Here is a 15,611-nt window from a genome sequence, read left to right on the forward strand (position 1 = left end):
GCCGAGCAAAGGCCTACAGCTGCGACCATTGAAGACAGCTATGGGTTGCAGAAATTCCGAGCGTTCGCGGTCCATTTGCCGAAGCCGGTGGCGACCATGTTGGCGATGACACGGCAGACGTAGATCTTCTGTGCGGGATCGTTGTCGGGACCTGCATGGTAGCGGGCGACGGCCATCGACCAGGTCACGTGACGGGCATGCAGAGCGGCCAGGAACCGCGCCGCATAGTCGACATTCTGGCGGGGGTCGAGCATGTCGTCGACGCTGCGGAAATGCGAGGCATGATAGTGGTGGTTGATCTGCATGCAGCCGAGATCGATCAGTGTCTTGCCCTCGCGTCGGGCATTTTCGAACGTCGCCAGCGCCTCGCTGCGGCTTCGGGGAAAGACTGCTTTTCCTTCTATATTCAAGGCGTTGGGTTGCAAGCTGCCCTTGTTGCCGGTCTCGGTCAGGCCGACGGCATAGAGGATGCCGGCGGGCACGCCATAGCGATCGGCGGCGCGCAGGATTTCCGGTTCACATGGGTTGGCGGCGGCGTTCGCGACGCCGGCGGCGAGGCTAGATAAACATATCGTCGCCAGCACGCTCGCGAGCAGGCGAAGCCGCACGGCCAAATTCGTGTGCGTCATTCCGAGGGTTCCTTCCCGGTTGCTGGCCGCCGGAGCCGGCATTGTTGCCGCTTGAGTTGCCGGGTTGAAAGGAGGGCTGATCGCGGCCTGACGATATCGGCAAGGAACTGCTTGCATCGGTACGGGTCGCGGCGGGAACTGCTATCGAGGGTTGCAGGATGGTGACCTTGTCGACGTCGAAACCGAGACCGCGCAGCGACTTGACGATGGCCTCGCTGTCGGTGGTCAGACGGCGGTAGGCTTCATGCGTTTCGGGCTTCAGTTCGATCGACAGCTGCTCCCCGGCAAGCCGCATGCTGGCCGTGACGACGCCGAGCTCAGCCGGATGCAACTCGATCTTCAATATATGTGTCGGAACGGCAACAGAACTGGCCATTTGAGAGGTGGTCGAAGGTGTCGAAAGGGCCTGCCGCAAGCCATCCGAAGCGATTGCATCAACCAGAGCTGACGCCGTCTGGCTCATCGGGTTTTGGGGTGGCGCCGGGAAGCTCTGCTCGGCAACGATTTCAATGCGTCCGCCGGGCGCGGCTTGTTTCCCGGCATCGGAGCGCATGGCGGATTGGACCGCCTCAAGGCCCTTCACCACCGGCGCCGAGCGCCTGGCTTCCGGCGCAGAAATATCGACCGCCGGCTGATCTTTCAGCAGATGAGCCGCCAAATCATCCTGGTGCGAAGGTTCGTCGGAAGCAGGCGCGATCCAGTCCGCTTGTTGGCTCTCCTTTTGTCCGGAAAGGTTTGCCGCAACCAGGGCGCCGCCGGAACGCGACAGGGCTGCAAAGGCGTCGGTATCGCCGCCGGATGCCGCGCGGAATTTTTTCGTCGACACGGGCAGCTGCTCTGCAGAACGAGGCTGGCCGTCGAGCGCCGGATCAGGTGCCTGTTCGTCTGCCGTGGTGCTGCTTGCATCCGTCTTGGCCGATGTCGAGAAATGGCGCATGTCGTGGAGTGCGATCAGCAACGGCAAGTGATCTTGCAGTGGTGCTGCGCTTGCGCTTTGCCCGCTCTCTTCGGTATCGGTCGAGACCTTGTCCGCACTGGTATCCGGGTCGTCCTTTGCCGTCTTTCCGGCGGGCAGTTTCGGCGAAGCAGTCTTGCCCGGCTCGATTTGGGCAGACTCTGCCTTGCCAAGACCAGCCAGGGTGCGCTTGGCCCATCGCGGGCCGTGGACGCTGGCTTCGGATGCCGGCGGGGTTTCCGGCGCGGTTGGTTTTTCGTCGCCGCGCACCATTTTGCCGAAGCTTGTGTCGTCGCTCTTTTCGTCCGTCGCGGACTTCGCCGACGGCGCGCGCGCAGCTGCGAATCCCGCAAGGGCCTGGCCAACACTGGTGGTCATTTCGGGGCGGCTCCAAGCATCTGGTCGATCATGTCGAGCTGACGCCGCGCCTTGATCATGGCGGCGTCGGTGGGGTCGGCTGGGTCAAGGCCGGCAGCAGGGGCGGGCGCCGACACGGGCAGGACGGAAGCCGCATCGCCGGAAGCAGCGGCAACAGCTGGCGCGTCCGGCACCGGCCCAGCGGGTTTGTCGGATGACGCGACGGCCGGTTGCTCGGGCATCGCACCTTCGACCGGCGGCAGGCCGGTTTCATCGGGCTTTGCAGCGACAGCGGCCGCGGTCGCCGGCTTCTGCTCGATGGCGGCTGGCGCAGGCTGTTCGACGGGGAGGGCCGCCGGCGGCGCAATCACTTTGCTGGCGACCGCCTGCGCGGCATCGAGCAAGGCGCGGTCGCCCTCCGAAAGCTTGCTGCGGTCGATCTTGCCCAGCGCGGCGCGCACGTCGTCGATGGTGCCGGACGTTACCGTGGAAAGGCCGGCATAGAGCGCGGCGCGCGGATCGTCGGTGCTGTGGATGCCGTCGCGGCCCTGCTCGGCCTTGGCCGAGGCAAAGGCGGAAAGGTCGTTTAGCCCGTCGATCGCGGCACGGCGGGCGATGCGCAGATAAATCACCTTCTCGCGCTCGGGATCCATCATCGAGGTGATGTCGGCGAGCTTGTCGACGCTGATGGCCATGTGCAGGGCAATGACGCCGGAGACGAAAGAGTCCGCGAACTGGCTGGCATAGGGCGAATAGAGATAATCTTCAACGTACTGGGTGGAGGCGAGCGCGAAGCGCGCGGCATCCCCCTTGGCGGCGGCAATGCCGACCGAGCGGCGCAATGCCGCCTCCTCCACCAGCGTGCCGGGGCCGAGCAGGCGGGCATCGTCGAGCAGCTTGAGCGCCTCAGCCGGTTCCTCGGTGGCGAGCAGCGAGCCCTTGACCAGAGCCAGGAACGCCCCGATGTCGCTTGGCAAGGTCATCGGGTCGATCGGTTTCAGCGCTTCGATCGCCTCAGCCGGCCGGCCGTTGAGGTAGCTGATGATGCCCTTGGCGATGGCAAGGCTCTGCGGGTCGGTCTGAGCACGCGACGCAGCCGCCTCGACAGTGACGGGGTTGCCGCCGCTCATGCCATAGACCAGCAAGGCGCGAAAATTCTTCGGATCCTTGAAATCGTCCGCATCTGCCGCACGAAGCCGTGCGTCGGCCATTTCGAGCAGCTTGGCCTGCATCGGCAGTGCAGCATGGTCGCCGGAAGCGATGCGGTCCTGGACAAGCTGCAGCGAGCGCACAAGTTGATAGGGCTGCAGCGCATCCTGGGCGAAGGCCGCCGGGGCGTGTGCGGCGGTCATCAGGAACAGGCCGATGGCGCGGCCGATGATGGCGCCGGGTCTCATCCGCCGGCCGACATCAGGATTTCGATGCGGCGGTTGGCGGCGGCCATCGGGTTGGCGGGGTCCTTTGGCTGACGGTCGGCGAAGCCCGCGACCTCGGTGATGCGACGCTCGTCGACGCCGCCGCGGACAAGCATGTAGTAGGCCGAATGGGCACGCGCCGTGGACAGCCGCCAATTGTCATAGGTGTCGCTGCGAAACGGCCGTGCGTCGGTATGGCCGTTGATGCTGATCGTGCCTTTCTGGCTGTTGACGATGCGGCCGATCTTTTCCATCGCCAGCACCAGTTCGCGGCTCGGCAAGGCCGAGCCGATCTCGAACATGCCGAAATCGAGCTGATCGGTGATCGAGATGACGACGCCCTTGTCGGTGGCCTCGACCGAGACGCCATCATGCAGTTTGTCGCCGGGTTTGAAGGCATCGGCCAGTTGCTGCCTGACCTGCGCCGCGGCCTTGACGGCGGCCGCACTCGGCGCCTTTTCCGTGGCATCGGGCTTGGCCGCTGCTTCCGCCTTTGCGGCCTCGACCTTGGCAGTTTCGGCCTCAACGGCTTCGGCTTTGGCGATTTCGAGCTTCGCGGCTTCGGCCTTTTTCGTCGCCGCCGTCTTCGGAGCCGCCTTGTCCGGCGCGGATGTGGCTGGCGGCTCGGATGGCGCCTCGGTCACAGGCGGCGCTGGCGGGACGGCCTTCACCTTGGGCACCTGTGTTTGCGCGACCTTGTCGCCGGGCTTGACCGGGTCGCCTTCGATCTTTGCGCGTTCGGCACTGGCCTCGGCGGCGGGCGCTGCAACCTGCTGCGACCAGAAATCCGGGGCGAAGGGATCGCGATAGGATTCGCCACCGGACGCGCCAGTCGCCGGGCCGGCATTCTGCACGCCGCCATCGCCTTTTTCGCTGACGTTCTGCATGACGCCGGTGTCGGTGGCGATTTCAGAAAGCACCGCATAGGGATCGGCAAAGAGATGTTGGTCGGACAGGTCTGTTTTCGGTGCCGATTGCTTCGGCTGCTGCTTGTCCGCGGAACCGGCGGTGCCGGCGCTATCCTGCCCGGACTTGCTGGTCGTCTTGTCGTGCTGGTCCTCGGCCGCCGGCGCGACCTTGCTCGGGCCGTCGCCGAGGTCTTCCAGGCCCTTGCGGCTGGCATTGCGGTCGATCAGCTTGACCGGATTGAAGTAGCTGGCGACGGCTGCCTTGGTCTGCTCGTTGGCGGCGTTGATCAGCCACATGACGAGGAAGAAGCACATCATGGCGGTCATGAAATCGGCGAAGGCGATTTTCCAGACACCGCCATGGTGACCTTCGTCGTGATCGTGATGATTGCGCTTGACGATGATGATCTCGTGCCTGACTTCCGCGGCGTCGACAGCGCTCATGACAAGGCCTCCGACAGGGCGGCCGACCACTCGGCGATGCGCGTTTCGAAGACGGCCTCGTCGATGGCGACGGTAAGGTCGAAGCCGGGCATCTCGATGAAGTCGAGATTGGCGGCGCGCGGGCCGAGCGCGGTCTTCAAGGTTTCGAACAGGGATAGCGGACCGCGAACACCTATGCGCACGGCCTCGTTGTCAGCGACGGCTTCGCCGATCGTGCGGGCAAGGGCTTCCAGCGAGCGCTTCTGCAAATCGTCGCTGACGAGGCCGCCGATGACACGGGCAACGGTGGCGCTGACGAGGCGGGTTACCTCGGCCTCCATGGCATCGACGCGCGTGGCGACCGCGTTGCCGAGATCGCCGCCGAAGCTCTCGAGAAAGATCCTTGCCTCGTCGGCGTTGGCCTGGCGCTCGGCCTCGAGCGCTGCTTCATGGGCAATGGCAAGGCGCGCCTCAAGTGCTGCCTCGGCGTCGGCAACCGCTTCGGCGATCAGTGCGCCGATATCGGCCTGCGGTGCGGGTGCATCCGGCTTGCGCTGCGGTTCGGTCATCGCCTGAGGCTGACCGTTGTGCGGGGTGCGCGTGCCGAAATCCGGCAGAAGGTCAAAGAGCGCTGCTGTGGGCATGGTCTACCCCGCGACTTCCTGGGCCGCCCATTTGCGCAGAATCTGCGCGGTGCGCTCCTCATTGATGTCGACCATGCGGGCAAGACGATCCTGCGGTGCCGGCCTGATCTTCTGGCGCAAATCGTCAAGCGGGGTCGAGGAAGATCGAGTGCCGGGCAGGGCGGCGACGGGAGCGGAAGACGCTTCGGAAGCGGCGCTGGCTTCGGGCGTCGGCAGCGAGCGCTGGACATCGTCGAAGCTCGGGCCGGTCAGAGCAGGGGTGGCCTTCGCCGTCAGCGCGGCGGCCATCGGCTTGAGGCCGAAGAAGGCGACCAGGAACACGACGACGATGAATGCACCGGCGTTGATCAGCGTGCCGGCATAGGTTCCGATCGATGCGAGCATGCCGGGTTGCTCGATCGGCTCGCCATCCAGCCCGTCGATGAACTCGACCGCCGAGACATCGATGATATCGCCGCGCTTGTCATCGAAGCCGGTTGCCGACTGCACCATCTTCTGGATGTCGGCGACGCGCTTGGCGATCTGCTCCGGCGTGGCGTCCTTGCCGAGGATGGTCATCAGGCGCTGCTGGTTGACGACGACGGCGATCGACATCTTGGTGACGGAATAGCCGTTGGAGACGGTGGCGATCTTCTTGGAGTTGATCTCGTAATTGGTGATCTCCTCCTTGCGGTCGTTCTCGGAGGATGATTGCGGCCCGTCGGTGCTGGTCGCCTGGGTCTCGGGCAGGTTCTGCTCGACGCTGGCCGGCGTCGACGCCTGCTTCTGGCTGTTGTTCTCGTTGGCGCGCACCGACTGCACCGAGCGTTCCACGCGCGACTCCGGATCGAAGATGGTCTCTTCGGTCTGGCGGGTGTCGGTGTTGACGTCGGCCTTGACGCTGGCGCGGAAATTGTCGGGGCCGAGATAGGGCGTCAAGGCGCGGCGGATGTTGTCGCCGATCTGCGCTTCGACGGTCTGCTCGACGCCGAGCGTACGGGCGGCGCTGGTGTTGGAAGGATCATCGCCGGCGGCCAGCAGGTTGCCATTGGAATCGAGCACGGTGACTTTGTCGGCCGACAGGCCGGGGACAGCGGCGGCAACGAGATGGCGGATCGACATGGCGCTCTTTTCGGCGTCGATGCCGGAATAGCGGATGACGACCGAGGCCGAAGGTTGCTGTTCGTCGCGGCGGAAATTGGCGCGCTCGGACATGACGATGTGGACGCGCGCGGCCTTGATGCCCGATATCGACTGGATGGTGCGGGCGATCTCGCCTTCCAGCGCCCGTACCCGGGTAATCTGCTGCATGAAGGATGTCAGGCCGAGCGAGCCGACATTGTCGAACAGCTCGTAGCCGGCATTGGCGCTGGTCGGCAGGCCCTTCTCGGCGAGCAGCATGCGTGCCTGGGCGGTGGTGCCGGCCGGCACCAGCACGGTGGTTCCATCAGGACCGACGTCGAAGCCGATGCCCGCCTCGCCGAGAACGAGACCGATCTGGTTCACATCGGAGCGTTCGAGCCCGACATAGAGCGTGTCGTAGGCCGGGCGGTTGAGATAGACCGAAGCAACGCCGATGACGGTCATCACCAGCGCGGCGATGCCAGCCAGCATGGCGAGGCGCTTGACGCCAAACCCCTGGAGATTGGAGATGATCCTCTGGATCTGTTCCGGCACGATTCAATCGCTCCCAGCATGACTGTCCGCAGGAACAGTAGACCGCGAAGCTTGTGCGAAGATGATAGGCGCAAACGAAAAGGCCGCGCTCGGGGCGCGGCCTTTCGACGAAATTGAGAGATCAGCCGGGACCTTAGCTCTTGAACAGCGCCAGTATGGACTGCGAGTTGCCGTTGGCGATCGAGAGCGACTGGATACCGAGCTGTTGCTGGACCTGAAGCGCCTGGAGCCGGGTCGATTCCTTGTTCATGTCGGCATCGACCAGCGCGCCGACGCCCTTGTCGATCGAGTCGCTCAGATTGGAGAGGAAGCTCTTCTGGGTGTCGATGCGCGACTTGGCGGCGCCGAGATAGGCAGCGCCGGTAGACAGCTTGGCAAGCGCGGTTTCAACGCTGTTCAGTGCCGTGTCGATGGCGGCAGGAGTGACCTGGGCGGCGCTCGGATCGAAGAACCCCGTGGCGAGCAGGCCGCCGACGATGCCACCGGTGCCAGGCAGGTCGAGGATCTGCGTATCGGCAGCCTTGACATCGATCGTGTCGATGGCGACGGTCGTGCCGGTGCGGTTGTAGGACGCAACGATCTTCAGGTCGGACGCGGCCAAGCCGTCGTTCTGCAGCAGGTTCGAGCCGGCATAGCTGGCGTTGGTGACCGACGACTTGATCTGTGCCTGGATGGCCTTGATTTCGGTCGCGATCTTCTGCTGGTCGTCCTGGCTGGCGCTGCGGGCGGTGACCAGCTTGGCCTTGATCGAGTCGACCTGGTCCTTGATGTCGGTGATGGCGGTGTAGGCGGTGTCAACTTTGCCGGCGCCGAGGCCAAGCGCGTCCTGGACGGCCGAAAGCGCCTTGTTGTCGGAGCGCATGGTCGTAGCGATCGACCAGTAGGCGGCGTTGTCGCTGGCGGTGGCGACGCGGTAGCCGGTCGAAATGCGCGCCTGCGTCGTTTCGAGCGACTTGTTGGTGGCGTTAAGGCTCTGAAGTGCAGTCAACGCCGCGGCGTTCGTCATGATGCTTGCCAAGATACACCCCTTTTAAAAACAGGCTTGCTCGCACATGCCTGGTCAACCCTGTTCGACAGGAGGGCGTCATGCCGACCGGTCTGTAGTGAATGGTTAACCATGAGTAGCGCGATATGGTTAATGCCTTCTTAAAAGTGATGCAGGCCGGCAAGAAGCGGCAAGTTTCAGGGCGATGGGTTGTGCACAAAAGAAAACGGGCCGCGCTGATGGCGCGGCCCGATCTATTGCCTTGCTTCGTCGTGAAGCGGAAGCGATTAGCCGCGGAACAGCGACAGGATCGACTGCGAGTTGCCGTTGGCGATCGACAGCGCCTGGACGCCGAGCTGCTGCTGGACCTGAAGGGCCTGCAGACGGGTCGATTCCTTGTTCATGTCGGCATCGACCAGCGCGCCGACGCCCTTGTCGATCGAGTCGCTCAGATTGGAGAGAAAGCTCTTCTGAGTGTCGATACGCGACTTGGCGGCGCCGAGCGAGGCAGCGCCCGTCGACAGTTTGCCAAGCGCGGTTTCAACGCTGCCCAGTGCCGTGTCGATGGCAGCGGCCGAGACCTGGGCGCTGCTCGGGTCGAAGAACGCCGCGGCGAGCAGGCCGCCGACGATGCCGCCCGTGCCGGCGACGTCGAGAACCTGCGTATCGGCAGCCGTGACATCGATCGTGTCGATGGTGACGGTCGCGCCGGTGCGGTTGTAGGACGCAACGATCTTCAGGTCGGACGCGGCTGCGGCGTTGTTCTGCAGCAGGTTCGAACCGGCGAAGTTGGCGTTGGTGACAGACGACTTGATCTGTGCCTGGATGGCCTTGATTTCGGTCGAGATCTTCTGCTGATCTTCCTGGCTGGCGCCACGAGCGGTGACGAGCTTGGTCTTGATCAGATCGACCTGGTCCTTGATGTCATTGATGGCGGTGTAGGCGGTGTCGACCTTGCCGGCGCCGAGGCCGAGCGAGTCCTGGACCGACGAAAGCGCCTTGTTGTCGGACTTCATCGAGGTCGCGATCGACCAATAGGCGGCGTTGTCGCTGGCGGTGGCGACGCGGTAGCCGGTCGAAATGCGCGACTGGGTCTGTTCGAGGGCTTTGTTGGTGTTGTTCAGGCTCTGCAGCGCCGTCAGCGCCGAGGCATTGGTCATGATACTGGACATGGCTACTCGTACCTTGTTTTTTACAGGTGTTTTTTTGACATACCGGTATGTCCGGTATGACGGAGCGGCATCATGCCAATGATCGTGAGACCCGATCACCCGCCATCTGCAGGCGAATATGCGGGCAAGTCCCTACCAAACGGCTAAACGGGACGGTTAATCGAAAATATATTGCGTAAAACTTGAGCGAATGCGGCGCCGGCCGGAAAACGATCAGTTGAAAGATCGCACCAGGCTGCCGACCAAAAGATTCCAGCCGTCGATCAGGACGAAGAACAGGATCTTGAAAGGCAAAGAGACGACGGTCGGCGGCAGCATCATCATGCCCATGGCCATGGTGATGGTGGCGACGATCAGGTCGATGACCAGGAACGGCAGCACGATCAGGAAGCCGATCTCGAAGCCGCGCCGGATTTCCGAGATCATGAAGGCCGGGACCAGGATGCGCAGGTCGACGGTCTCCTTGGCAACCACCTGGCCGCGCTCGCGGGCGAGGTCGGCGAAAAGATCGAAATCCTTGTCGCGCACATTGTGCAGCATGAAGGTGCGAAACGGATCCGAGATCTTCCCGAACGCTTCGGTCTGGCTGATCTGGTTGTCCATCAGCGGCTTGACGCCGGTGTTCCAGGCCTGGTCGAAGGTCGGCGCCATGACATAGAAAGTCATGAACAGCGACAGCGAAATGAGGATCAGATTGGCCGGTGTCGATTGCAGGCCGATGCCGGCGCGCAGGATCGAGAAGGCGATGACGAAGCGGGTGAAACTGGTCACCATGATCAGCAGACCCGGCGCCACCGACAGCACGGTAAGCAGGCCGAACATCTGGATGATGTAGCCGACGGTCGTGCCGTCGGTCTTGCCGATGCCACCGAGGTCCAGTTGTTGGGCGGCGGCGACAGATGTGGCGGCAATGACGATCGCCGAGGCGATGAGGAATTTCTTCATTCGAGCAGCAATGTCTTGATGAGGACCTGTTTGGCATGGCCGCCGCTGCGGATCGCGGCGCGCTCCTCGAGGTCGGCTTTCAAATGCTGGTAGCCGCTGGCGCCCTCGATCTGGTGCATCTTCAAGGTGCGGACCAGGGCCAGCAGATCCTGATGGATGTCGTCGGAAACCGTCGTCGGTTGCGGTGCGTCATACAGCACCGAGGCCTCCAGCCTTATCCAGACGTCGGCGGGCGCCGCCAAATTGGTGGTGATCGGCGCCAGCGCCACAAGCGTCGGTCCTGCGCCCGGCTGCTCATGCGCGGCGGCGGGCTGCTCGGCGTTGGCCTGGTTCTCCGGCGCCGCCGGCACGGGTATCGGTCCGCCGACGCCTTTCAGATAGCCACCGGACATCCAGCCCATGCCGACGGCTGCGGCCGTGACCACCAGCAGCATGGCAAGCTGGATGACGAGGGAAGGTCCCTTTTTGGGCTCGATTTGCTCGACGCTGGCCACGGTGCGTTTCTCCCGATCCTAGAAGGGCAGGACTTGATCGAGGATCTGCTGGCCGTATGCCGGCTGCTGGATCTCGCTGACGCGGCCGCGGCCACCATAGGAAATGCGCGCTTCGGCGATGCGTTCATAGGAGATGGTGTTCTCGGCGCCGATATCGGACGGCCGCACCATGCCGGCAATGGTGAGCACCCGGAGTTCGGCGTTGACGCGCACCTCCTGCGATCCCTTGATCAGCAGATTGCCATTGGGCAACACCTCGGTGACGACGGCGGCGACATTGAGCTCGAGGTTTTCCGAGCGCTTGATCTCGCCGTCCGCGTTGGTTTCGGTGCTCGAACTCAAGCCGGCGTCGCCCTTGCCGCTCGTGCTGGCACCTTCCCAACCGACGTTGACGTCATAACCGAGCTTGCGCCCGGCGGTACGGCTCCTGTCGTTCTGGTTCTTGAAGTTGGCCTTGTCGTTGAGCTTGATCCTGACGGTCAGGATGTCGCCATCGCGCAGTGCGCGCGGATCGGTGAAGAGCCGGCTCTGGCGATCGTCCCACAGCGAAAATTTCTTCACCGGCGCCGGCGGCGCCTCAGGATAGCTGTAGGGAGCGTTGGTGCTGCCGGTGATGCCGGAGCCGACCGGCGACAGCGCCGGCTCCCTGCCGACCTCCCTGAGGTCGGAGCCGCAGCCGGACAGTGCGGCGACGCCGAGCAGGATGAGCGTTCTGCGGATCATGACGGATCTACCCTTCGGGCGGCGCTGGCCATGATGCCGGTGAGCGCTGCCGCCGCCTTCTGGTCCATTTCGTTGAGAATGATGCTGGCCTTGCGCGAATCGAGCTTCATCAGGATGGCGGCGGCGAGGTCGATATTGACCATCGCCAGGCGCTCGGCAGCCGCATCGGGCTTCATGCCGGCATAGATCTTGACGACACCGTCCTCGGCGCGCGCCAGAAAGACTTCGCGCCGCTTCAGCCATTGCTCGTATTCGGCCCGCTTGTCGTCCAATGCCTTCATGCGCTGGTCAATGCCGGCCTGCAGCTGCTTCAGTTCCTCCGCCTGCAGCATGTAGCGGCGGTCGCGGGCGGCGTCGGCAATGTTGGAGCAGAAGCGCTCGATCTCGCTTTGATCCGGCGCCTTCTCCCGCGCCAGCTGCTGCGGAGCTGCCGGCGGTGGCGCGCCCGGCAACACCTGTCGAACCGCTTCCTCGGTGCGGGCGGGGCCGCCGGCGAGAAGTGCGAAGGCGCAGGCCGCCAGGACTGCCCTGGCGTTGCGATGGTGGTTTCGGCGAAGAAGATCGATCATCGGCATGGGCCTATTGGAGAACCAGATCGGCCTGCAGGGCGCCGGCCGACTTGATGCCTTGCAGGATGGCAATGATGCCGTCCGGTTTGACGCCGAGACGGTTGAGGCCGGACACAAGCGTTTGAAGGTCGGGTCCGTCCAGCACGGCGACGCGAGCGTCGGGCTGGGTGGCCTCGATGGTGGTGAAAGGCTCGACCGCGGTCACGCCCTTGGAGAAAGGTTCCGGCTGCACGACTTTCGGCTGTTCGGTGATGCGCACGGTGAGCGTACCGTGGCTGATTGCGACCCGCGAGATCTTGACCTCGTTGCCGATGACGATGGTGCCGGTGCGCTCGTCGATGACGACGCGGGCCGGCGTGTCGGATTCTACGACCAGGTTCTCGATCTCGGCAAAGAAGCGGGCGGCCGAAACATTCTTCGGCCTTCTGATCTGTACCGTGCGGGCATCGCGCTCTGCCGCCACGCGCATGCCGAAGCGCTGGGAGGTGTAGTCGTTGACTGCGTCGGCGATGCGAACGGCGGTCGAGAAATCGGGATTGCGCAGCTGCAGGGTCAGTGAAGCCTGATCTTCGAACTCGGCCTGGACGGCACGTTCGACGATGGCGCCGTTCGGCACCCGTCCGGCGGTCGGCACGCCTTGCGTCAGCTGCTCGGCCTGGCCCTGGGCGGTGAAACCGGAAACGATGACCGATCCCTGTCCTACGGCATAGATCTCGCCGTCGGCCGCCTTCAGCGGTGTCATCACCAGCGTGCCGCCGGCAAGCGATGTGGCATCGCCCATCGAGGAGACATCGATGTCGATGCGGGCTCCCGACTGGACGTAGGGCGGCATGTTGGCGGTGACGATGACGGCGGCGACGTTCTTGGCTCGCGCACTGCCGCCTTCGGTGGCGATGCCGAGATTTTCGAGCATGGCGCGGATCGACTGTTCGGTGAAGGGCGAATTGCGCAGGCTGTCGCCCGATCCGGCGAGACCTATGACCAAACCGTAGCCGACAAGCTGGTTGTCGCGGGAACTCTGCAGCTGCGCGATGTCCTTGATGCGCGATGCGACCTGGCCGGGCGGCAGCGTGCTTGGCCCGTTCGACACCTTGAACATGCGGGTGGTGGTTGCCGGGTCGTATTCCGGGTCGTTGAAGGCGCCGCCATTCTTGGCCGCGAGCTCGCGCTTTTGCTTGGGCGTCAGCCCGTCGGCCAGCGCCGGCTGCAGGCCAAGCATCGCTGCAAGCGCAAGGACAAGTCCGCGCCTCATGAAGCGCTGACCCTGATCGAGCCGTCGGTCATCACCGTGCCGGAGAAGATCTTGCCGCTGTCGATGTTGCGGACCTTGACGAGATCGCCGGCAGCACCTGGCTGCAGCGTCACGGCGGTGGCCGAAATGGTGAGGCCGCCGGCGATGAAATAGACCTGCACGGCCGCACCCTGTTCGACCAGCCAGGCTTCGCGGATGGCGGTGACCGGGATGTAGCGGCCGGGCAGCAGCGTGCGCTTGGCGACCTTGCCGTCGAGTTCGTCGGCGCTGGTGGCGACGGCATCCGGCCTGTGCTTGCCTGGGATGAGCGTCACCTGCTTGAGGGCACCCGGTTCGATGGTCTCGCCGGGATAGATGACCCGGTTGGGGATCAGCACGACATCGCCGGCGGCCTGGTTGCTGGCGATCTGGTTGGCCGACTGGTTTGCGGTCTGGTCTGTGGTCTCCTGGGCAACAGCCGGCATGCCGCCGGCCACCAGCGCGATGAGCAGCGCGGCGCGGCGGAATGCAGGGCGGGAGACCGGCTTGAACATCGTCTGTTACCTGATGTTCTTGGAAACGACCGAGGCCATGTCGTCGGCGGCCTGGATGACCTTGGAGTTCATCTCATAGGCGCGCTGCGCCGAGATCAGCTCGGTGATTTCCTTGACCGGATCGACGTTGGACGCCTCGAGATAGCCTTGCTGGACGGTGGCGAAACCGGGGTCGCCGGGCACGCCGACATTGGCCGGGCCTGAAGCCGCCGTTTCCTGGAAGAGATTGTCGCCGAGCGGCGCGAGACCGGCTTCATTGGCGAAGTTGGCGAGCTGCAGCTGGCCGAGCAGCTGGAGGTCCGTCTGGCCATCGATGCGGGCGAACACCTGGCCGGTCTTGTTGACGATGACCTCGATCGCATCGGTCGGCACGGTGATGGCCGGAATGACATTGGCACCGTCGACGGTCACCAGCTGGCCGGTGGCATTGGTGTTGAAGGCGCCAGCGCGGCTGTAGAGGGTGCCGCCGTCGGCGCCCTCGATCTGGAACCAACCCCGGCCGGTGAGCGCCATGTCGAAGCTGTTGCCGGTGCTGGTCAGTTCGCCCTGGGTGTGCACGTTGCGCACCGCCGTGGTCTTGACGCCGAGGCCGATCGAGACGCCTTCCGGCACCAGCGATGAATTGGAGCGGTTGGGCACGCCTTGCGTGCGGTCGACCTGATAGAGCAGGTCGGAAAATTCGGCGCGGGCGCGCTTGTAGCCGGTGGTGTTGATGTTGGCGATGTTGTTGGCGATGACTTCCAGATTGGTCTGCTGGGCATTCATGCCGGTGGCGGCGATGGCGAGTGCTTTCATAGCGAGGTTCCTCAGATGCCCATGCGGCTGACTTCGAGATACGCGGAAACGACCTTGTCGCGGATGGCGACGGCGGTCTGCAACGCTTGCTGGGCGCTCATGACGGCATCGACGACCTGACGGGTGTCGGCGTCGCCCTTGAGCGCCTGCAGCGATACCTGCTCGGCATTCTGCAAGGTGCCGACCGTCTTCGACGCGGCGTGGCTGAGCGCTTCGGCAAAGGTGGTGCCGATGTCGGTGCCGGTCAGCGGGGCGGCACCGCCCTGAAACAGGTTCGTTGCCGCATCCGTGCCGCCGATTTCAGGTTTGAGTTGAAGTGCACCGATGCCGCCAATGCCGCCGATCATTACTGGTTCCTCATCAGGTCGATGGTCATGGAAATCAGATCGCGTGCCTGCTTGATGACCTGCAAATTGGCCTCGTAGGAGCGGTTGGCCTCGCTCATGTCGGCCATCTCGATCAGCACATTGACGTTGGGCATCTTGACGTAGCCCTTGTCGTCGGCGGCTTCGTTGCCGGGCTGGAACTCGACAGGGAAGGCCGCCGGATCGCGATCGATCGAACTGACCTCGACCAGCGAGCCGCCGGAAGACCGGTCGAGTTGCGAGACGAAGCTGATGGTCTTGCGGCGATAAGGATCGGCGCCGGGCGTGTCGCCGGTCGACTGGGCATTGGCGAGGTTTTCTGAAACCACACGCAAGCGCTCCGACTGGGCGCCGAGACCGGATGCTGCGACTTTGAGGGCTGCGGTCAATGCGTCCATGGTCAGCTCTTCACAGCCATCATCATCATCGAATGGAATGCCTTGACGATCGCGGTGTTGAGCTCGAACGAGCGGCGGACTTCGCCAGCCTTCATCAACTCGTTTTCCAGCACCACCGTGTTCTTCGACGGCATGATCGAACCGGTGGTTTCCTCAGGCTTGACGGTGAAGCCGGCATTGGTCGCCGCGCTGCCGAGATGGCCGGCCTGGGTGGCGTTGAGCGACACGGCCGTGCGGTCGAGGACCTTGTCGAAGGGTTCGACATCGCCGGCGGTGTAGCCCGGCGTGTTGACGTTGGCGATGTTGCTGGCAATGGCGGACTGGCGCACGGCCAGCCACTGCGACTGCTTGGCAGCGAGATCGAAAAGGTTGACGGGCTCCATGGGAATCTCC

At 64.0% G+C, this 15,611-nt stretch carries 18 protein-coding genes; all 18 read right to left on the reverse strand.

All coding sequences use genetic code 11. The features are described from left to right. Positions 1 to 38: 38 nt before the first annotated feature. The gene (locus AC1DXN_RS04000; protein WP_477245844.1) at positions 39 to 629 is read right to left on the reverse strand and encodes a transglycosylase SLT domain-containing protein; all 591 of its coding nucleotides are present in this window, start codon (positions 627 to 629) and stop codon (positions 39 to 41) included. Beyond that, entirely contained in the window at positions 559 to 1,962 is a 1,404-nt protein-coding gene (gene fliK, locus AC1DXN_RS04005; protein ID WP_477273071.1) for a flagellar hook-length control protein FliK, read from the reverse strand. Before fliK ends, AC1DXN_RS04000 begins: the two co-directional genes overlap by 71 nt. Then, complete coding sequence (locus AC1DXN_RS04010) at positions 1,959 to 3,338, reverse strand: chemotaxis protein MotC (RefSeq protein ID WP_477273069.1); 1,380 nt, start codon at positions 3,336 to 3,338, stop codon at positions 1,959 to 1,961. The genes fliK and AC1DXN_RS04010 overlap by 4 nt, the downstream gene beginning before the upstream one ends. Then, on the reverse strand, positions 3,335 to 4,708 hold the full coding sequence (locus AC1DXN_RS04015; RefSeq protein ID WP_477273067.1) for a MotB family protein: 1,374 nt from the start codon (positions 4,706 to 4,708) through the stop codon (positions 3,335 to 3,337). Before AC1DXN_RS04015 ends, AC1DXN_RS04010 begins: the two co-directional genes overlap by 4 nt. Further along, positions 4,705 to 5,331 (reverse strand): hypothetical protein, encoded by a 627-nt coding sequence (locus AC1DXN_RS04020; RefSeq protein WP_477273065.1) that lies wholly within the window; start codon positions 5,329 to 5,331, stop codon positions 4,705 to 4,707. The genes AC1DXN_RS04015 and AC1DXN_RS04020 overlap by 4 nt, the downstream gene beginning before the upstream one ends. A gap of 3 nt (positions 5,332 to 5,334) precedes the next feature. Further along, positions 5,335 to 6,987 carry a flagellar basal-body MS-ring/collar protein FliF gene (gene fliF / locus AC1DXN_RS04025; protein ID WP_477421467.1) on the reverse strand — a complete coding sequence of 551 codons (1,653 nt, stop codon included), beginning with the start codon at positions 6,985 to 6,987 and terminating at the stop codon, positions 5,335 to 5,337. A gap of 133 nt (positions 6,988 to 7,120) precedes the next feature. Continuing rightward, positions 7,121 to 8,005 (reverse strand): flagellin N-terminal helical domain-containing protein, encoded by an 885-nt coding sequence (locus tag AC1DXN_RS04030; protein WP_477245833.1) that lies wholly within the window; start codon positions 8,003 to 8,005, stop codon positions 7,121 to 7,123. A gap of 254 nt (positions 8,006 to 8,259) precedes the next feature. Beyond that, complete coding sequence (locus tag AC1DXN_RS04035; RefSeq protein WP_477273061.1) at positions 8,260 to 9,144, reverse strand: flagellin N-terminal helical domain-containing protein; 885 nt, start codon at positions 9,142 to 9,144, stop codon at positions 8,260 to 8,262. A gap of 213 nt (positions 9,145 to 9,357) precedes the next feature. Beyond that, entirely contained in the window at positions 9,358 to 10,089 is a 732-nt protein-coding gene (fliP, locus tag AC1DXN_RS04040; RefSeq protein WP_477245829.1) for a flagellar type III secretion system pore protein FliP, read from the reverse strand. Further along, positions 10,086 to 10,583: a flagellar basal body-associated FliL family protein gene (locus AC1DXN_RS04045; RefSeq protein ID WP_477273059.1), complete on the reverse strand. Its 498-nt coding sequence runs from the start codon at positions 10,581 to 10,583 to the stop codon at positions 10,086 to 10,088. Before AC1DXN_RS04045 ends, fliP begins: the two co-directional genes overlap by 4 nt. An 18-nt stretch (positions 10,584 to 10,601) precedes the next feature. Then, positions 10,602 to 11,306 carry a flagellar basal body L-ring protein FlgH gene (gene flgH, locus AC1DXN_RS04050; RefSeq protein WP_477245826.1) on the reverse strand — a complete coding sequence of 235 codons (705 nt, stop codon included), beginning with the start codon at positions 11,304 to 11,306 and terminating at the stop codon, positions 10,602 to 10,604. Beyond that, positions 11,303 to 11,881: a MotE family protein gene (locus AC1DXN_RS04055; protein WP_477273057.1), complete on the reverse strand. Its 579-nt coding sequence runs from the start codon at positions 11,879 to 11,881 to the stop codon at positions 11,303 to 11,305. Before AC1DXN_RS04055 ends, flgH begins: the two co-directional genes overlap by 4 nt. 4 nt (positions 11,882 to 11,885) lie before the next feature. Beyond that, the gene (locus AC1DXN_RS04060) at positions 11,886 to 13,127 is read right to left on the reverse strand and encodes a flagellar basal body P-ring protein FlgI (protein ID WP_477273055.1); all 1,242 of its coding nucleotides are present in this window, start codon (positions 13,125 to 13,127) and stop codon (positions 11,886 to 11,888) included. Next, entirely contained in the window at positions 13,124 to 13,660 is a 537-nt protein-coding gene (gene flgA, locus AC1DXN_RS04065; RefSeq protein WP_477273053.1) for a flagellar basal body P-ring formation chaperone FlgA, read from the reverse strand. The genes AC1DXN_RS04060 and flgA overlap by 4 nt, the downstream gene beginning before the upstream one ends. A 6-nt stretch (positions 13,661 to 13,666) precedes the next feature. Beyond that, positions 13,667 to 14,455, reverse strand: coding sequence for a flagellar basal-body rod protein FlgG (flgG, locus tag AC1DXN_RS04070; protein WP_477273051.1), 789 nt, complete (start codon positions 14,453 to 14,455; stop codon positions 13,667 to 13,669). Between the two features lie 11 nt (positions 14,456 to 14,466). Next, positions 14,467 to 14,802: a flagellar hook-basal body complex protein FliE gene (fliE, locus tag AC1DXN_RS04075; protein ID WP_477273049.1), complete on the reverse strand. Its 336-nt coding sequence runs from the start codon at positions 14,800 to 14,802 to the stop codon at positions 14,467 to 14,469. Continuing rightward, the gene (flgC, locus tag AC1DXN_RS04080) at positions 14,802 to 15,218 is read right to left on the reverse strand and encodes a flagellar basal body rod protein FlgC (protein WP_477245814.1); all 417 of its coding nucleotides are present in this window, start codon (positions 15,216 to 15,218) and stop codon (positions 14,802 to 14,804) included. Before flgC ends, fliE begins: the two co-directional genes overlap by 1 nt. 2 nt (positions 15,219 to 15,220) lie before the next feature. Continuing rightward, positions 15,221 to 15,601 carry a flagellar basal body rod protein FlgB gene (gene flgB, locus AC1DXN_RS04085; protein WP_477273047.1) on the reverse strand — a complete coding sequence of 127 codons (381 nt, stop codon included), beginning with the start codon at positions 15,599 to 15,601 and terminating at the stop codon, positions 15,221 to 15,223. Positions 15,602 to 15,611 lie beyond the last annotated feature (10 nt).

Source organism: Mesorhizobium sp. P2_H9 (assembly GCF_056403215.1).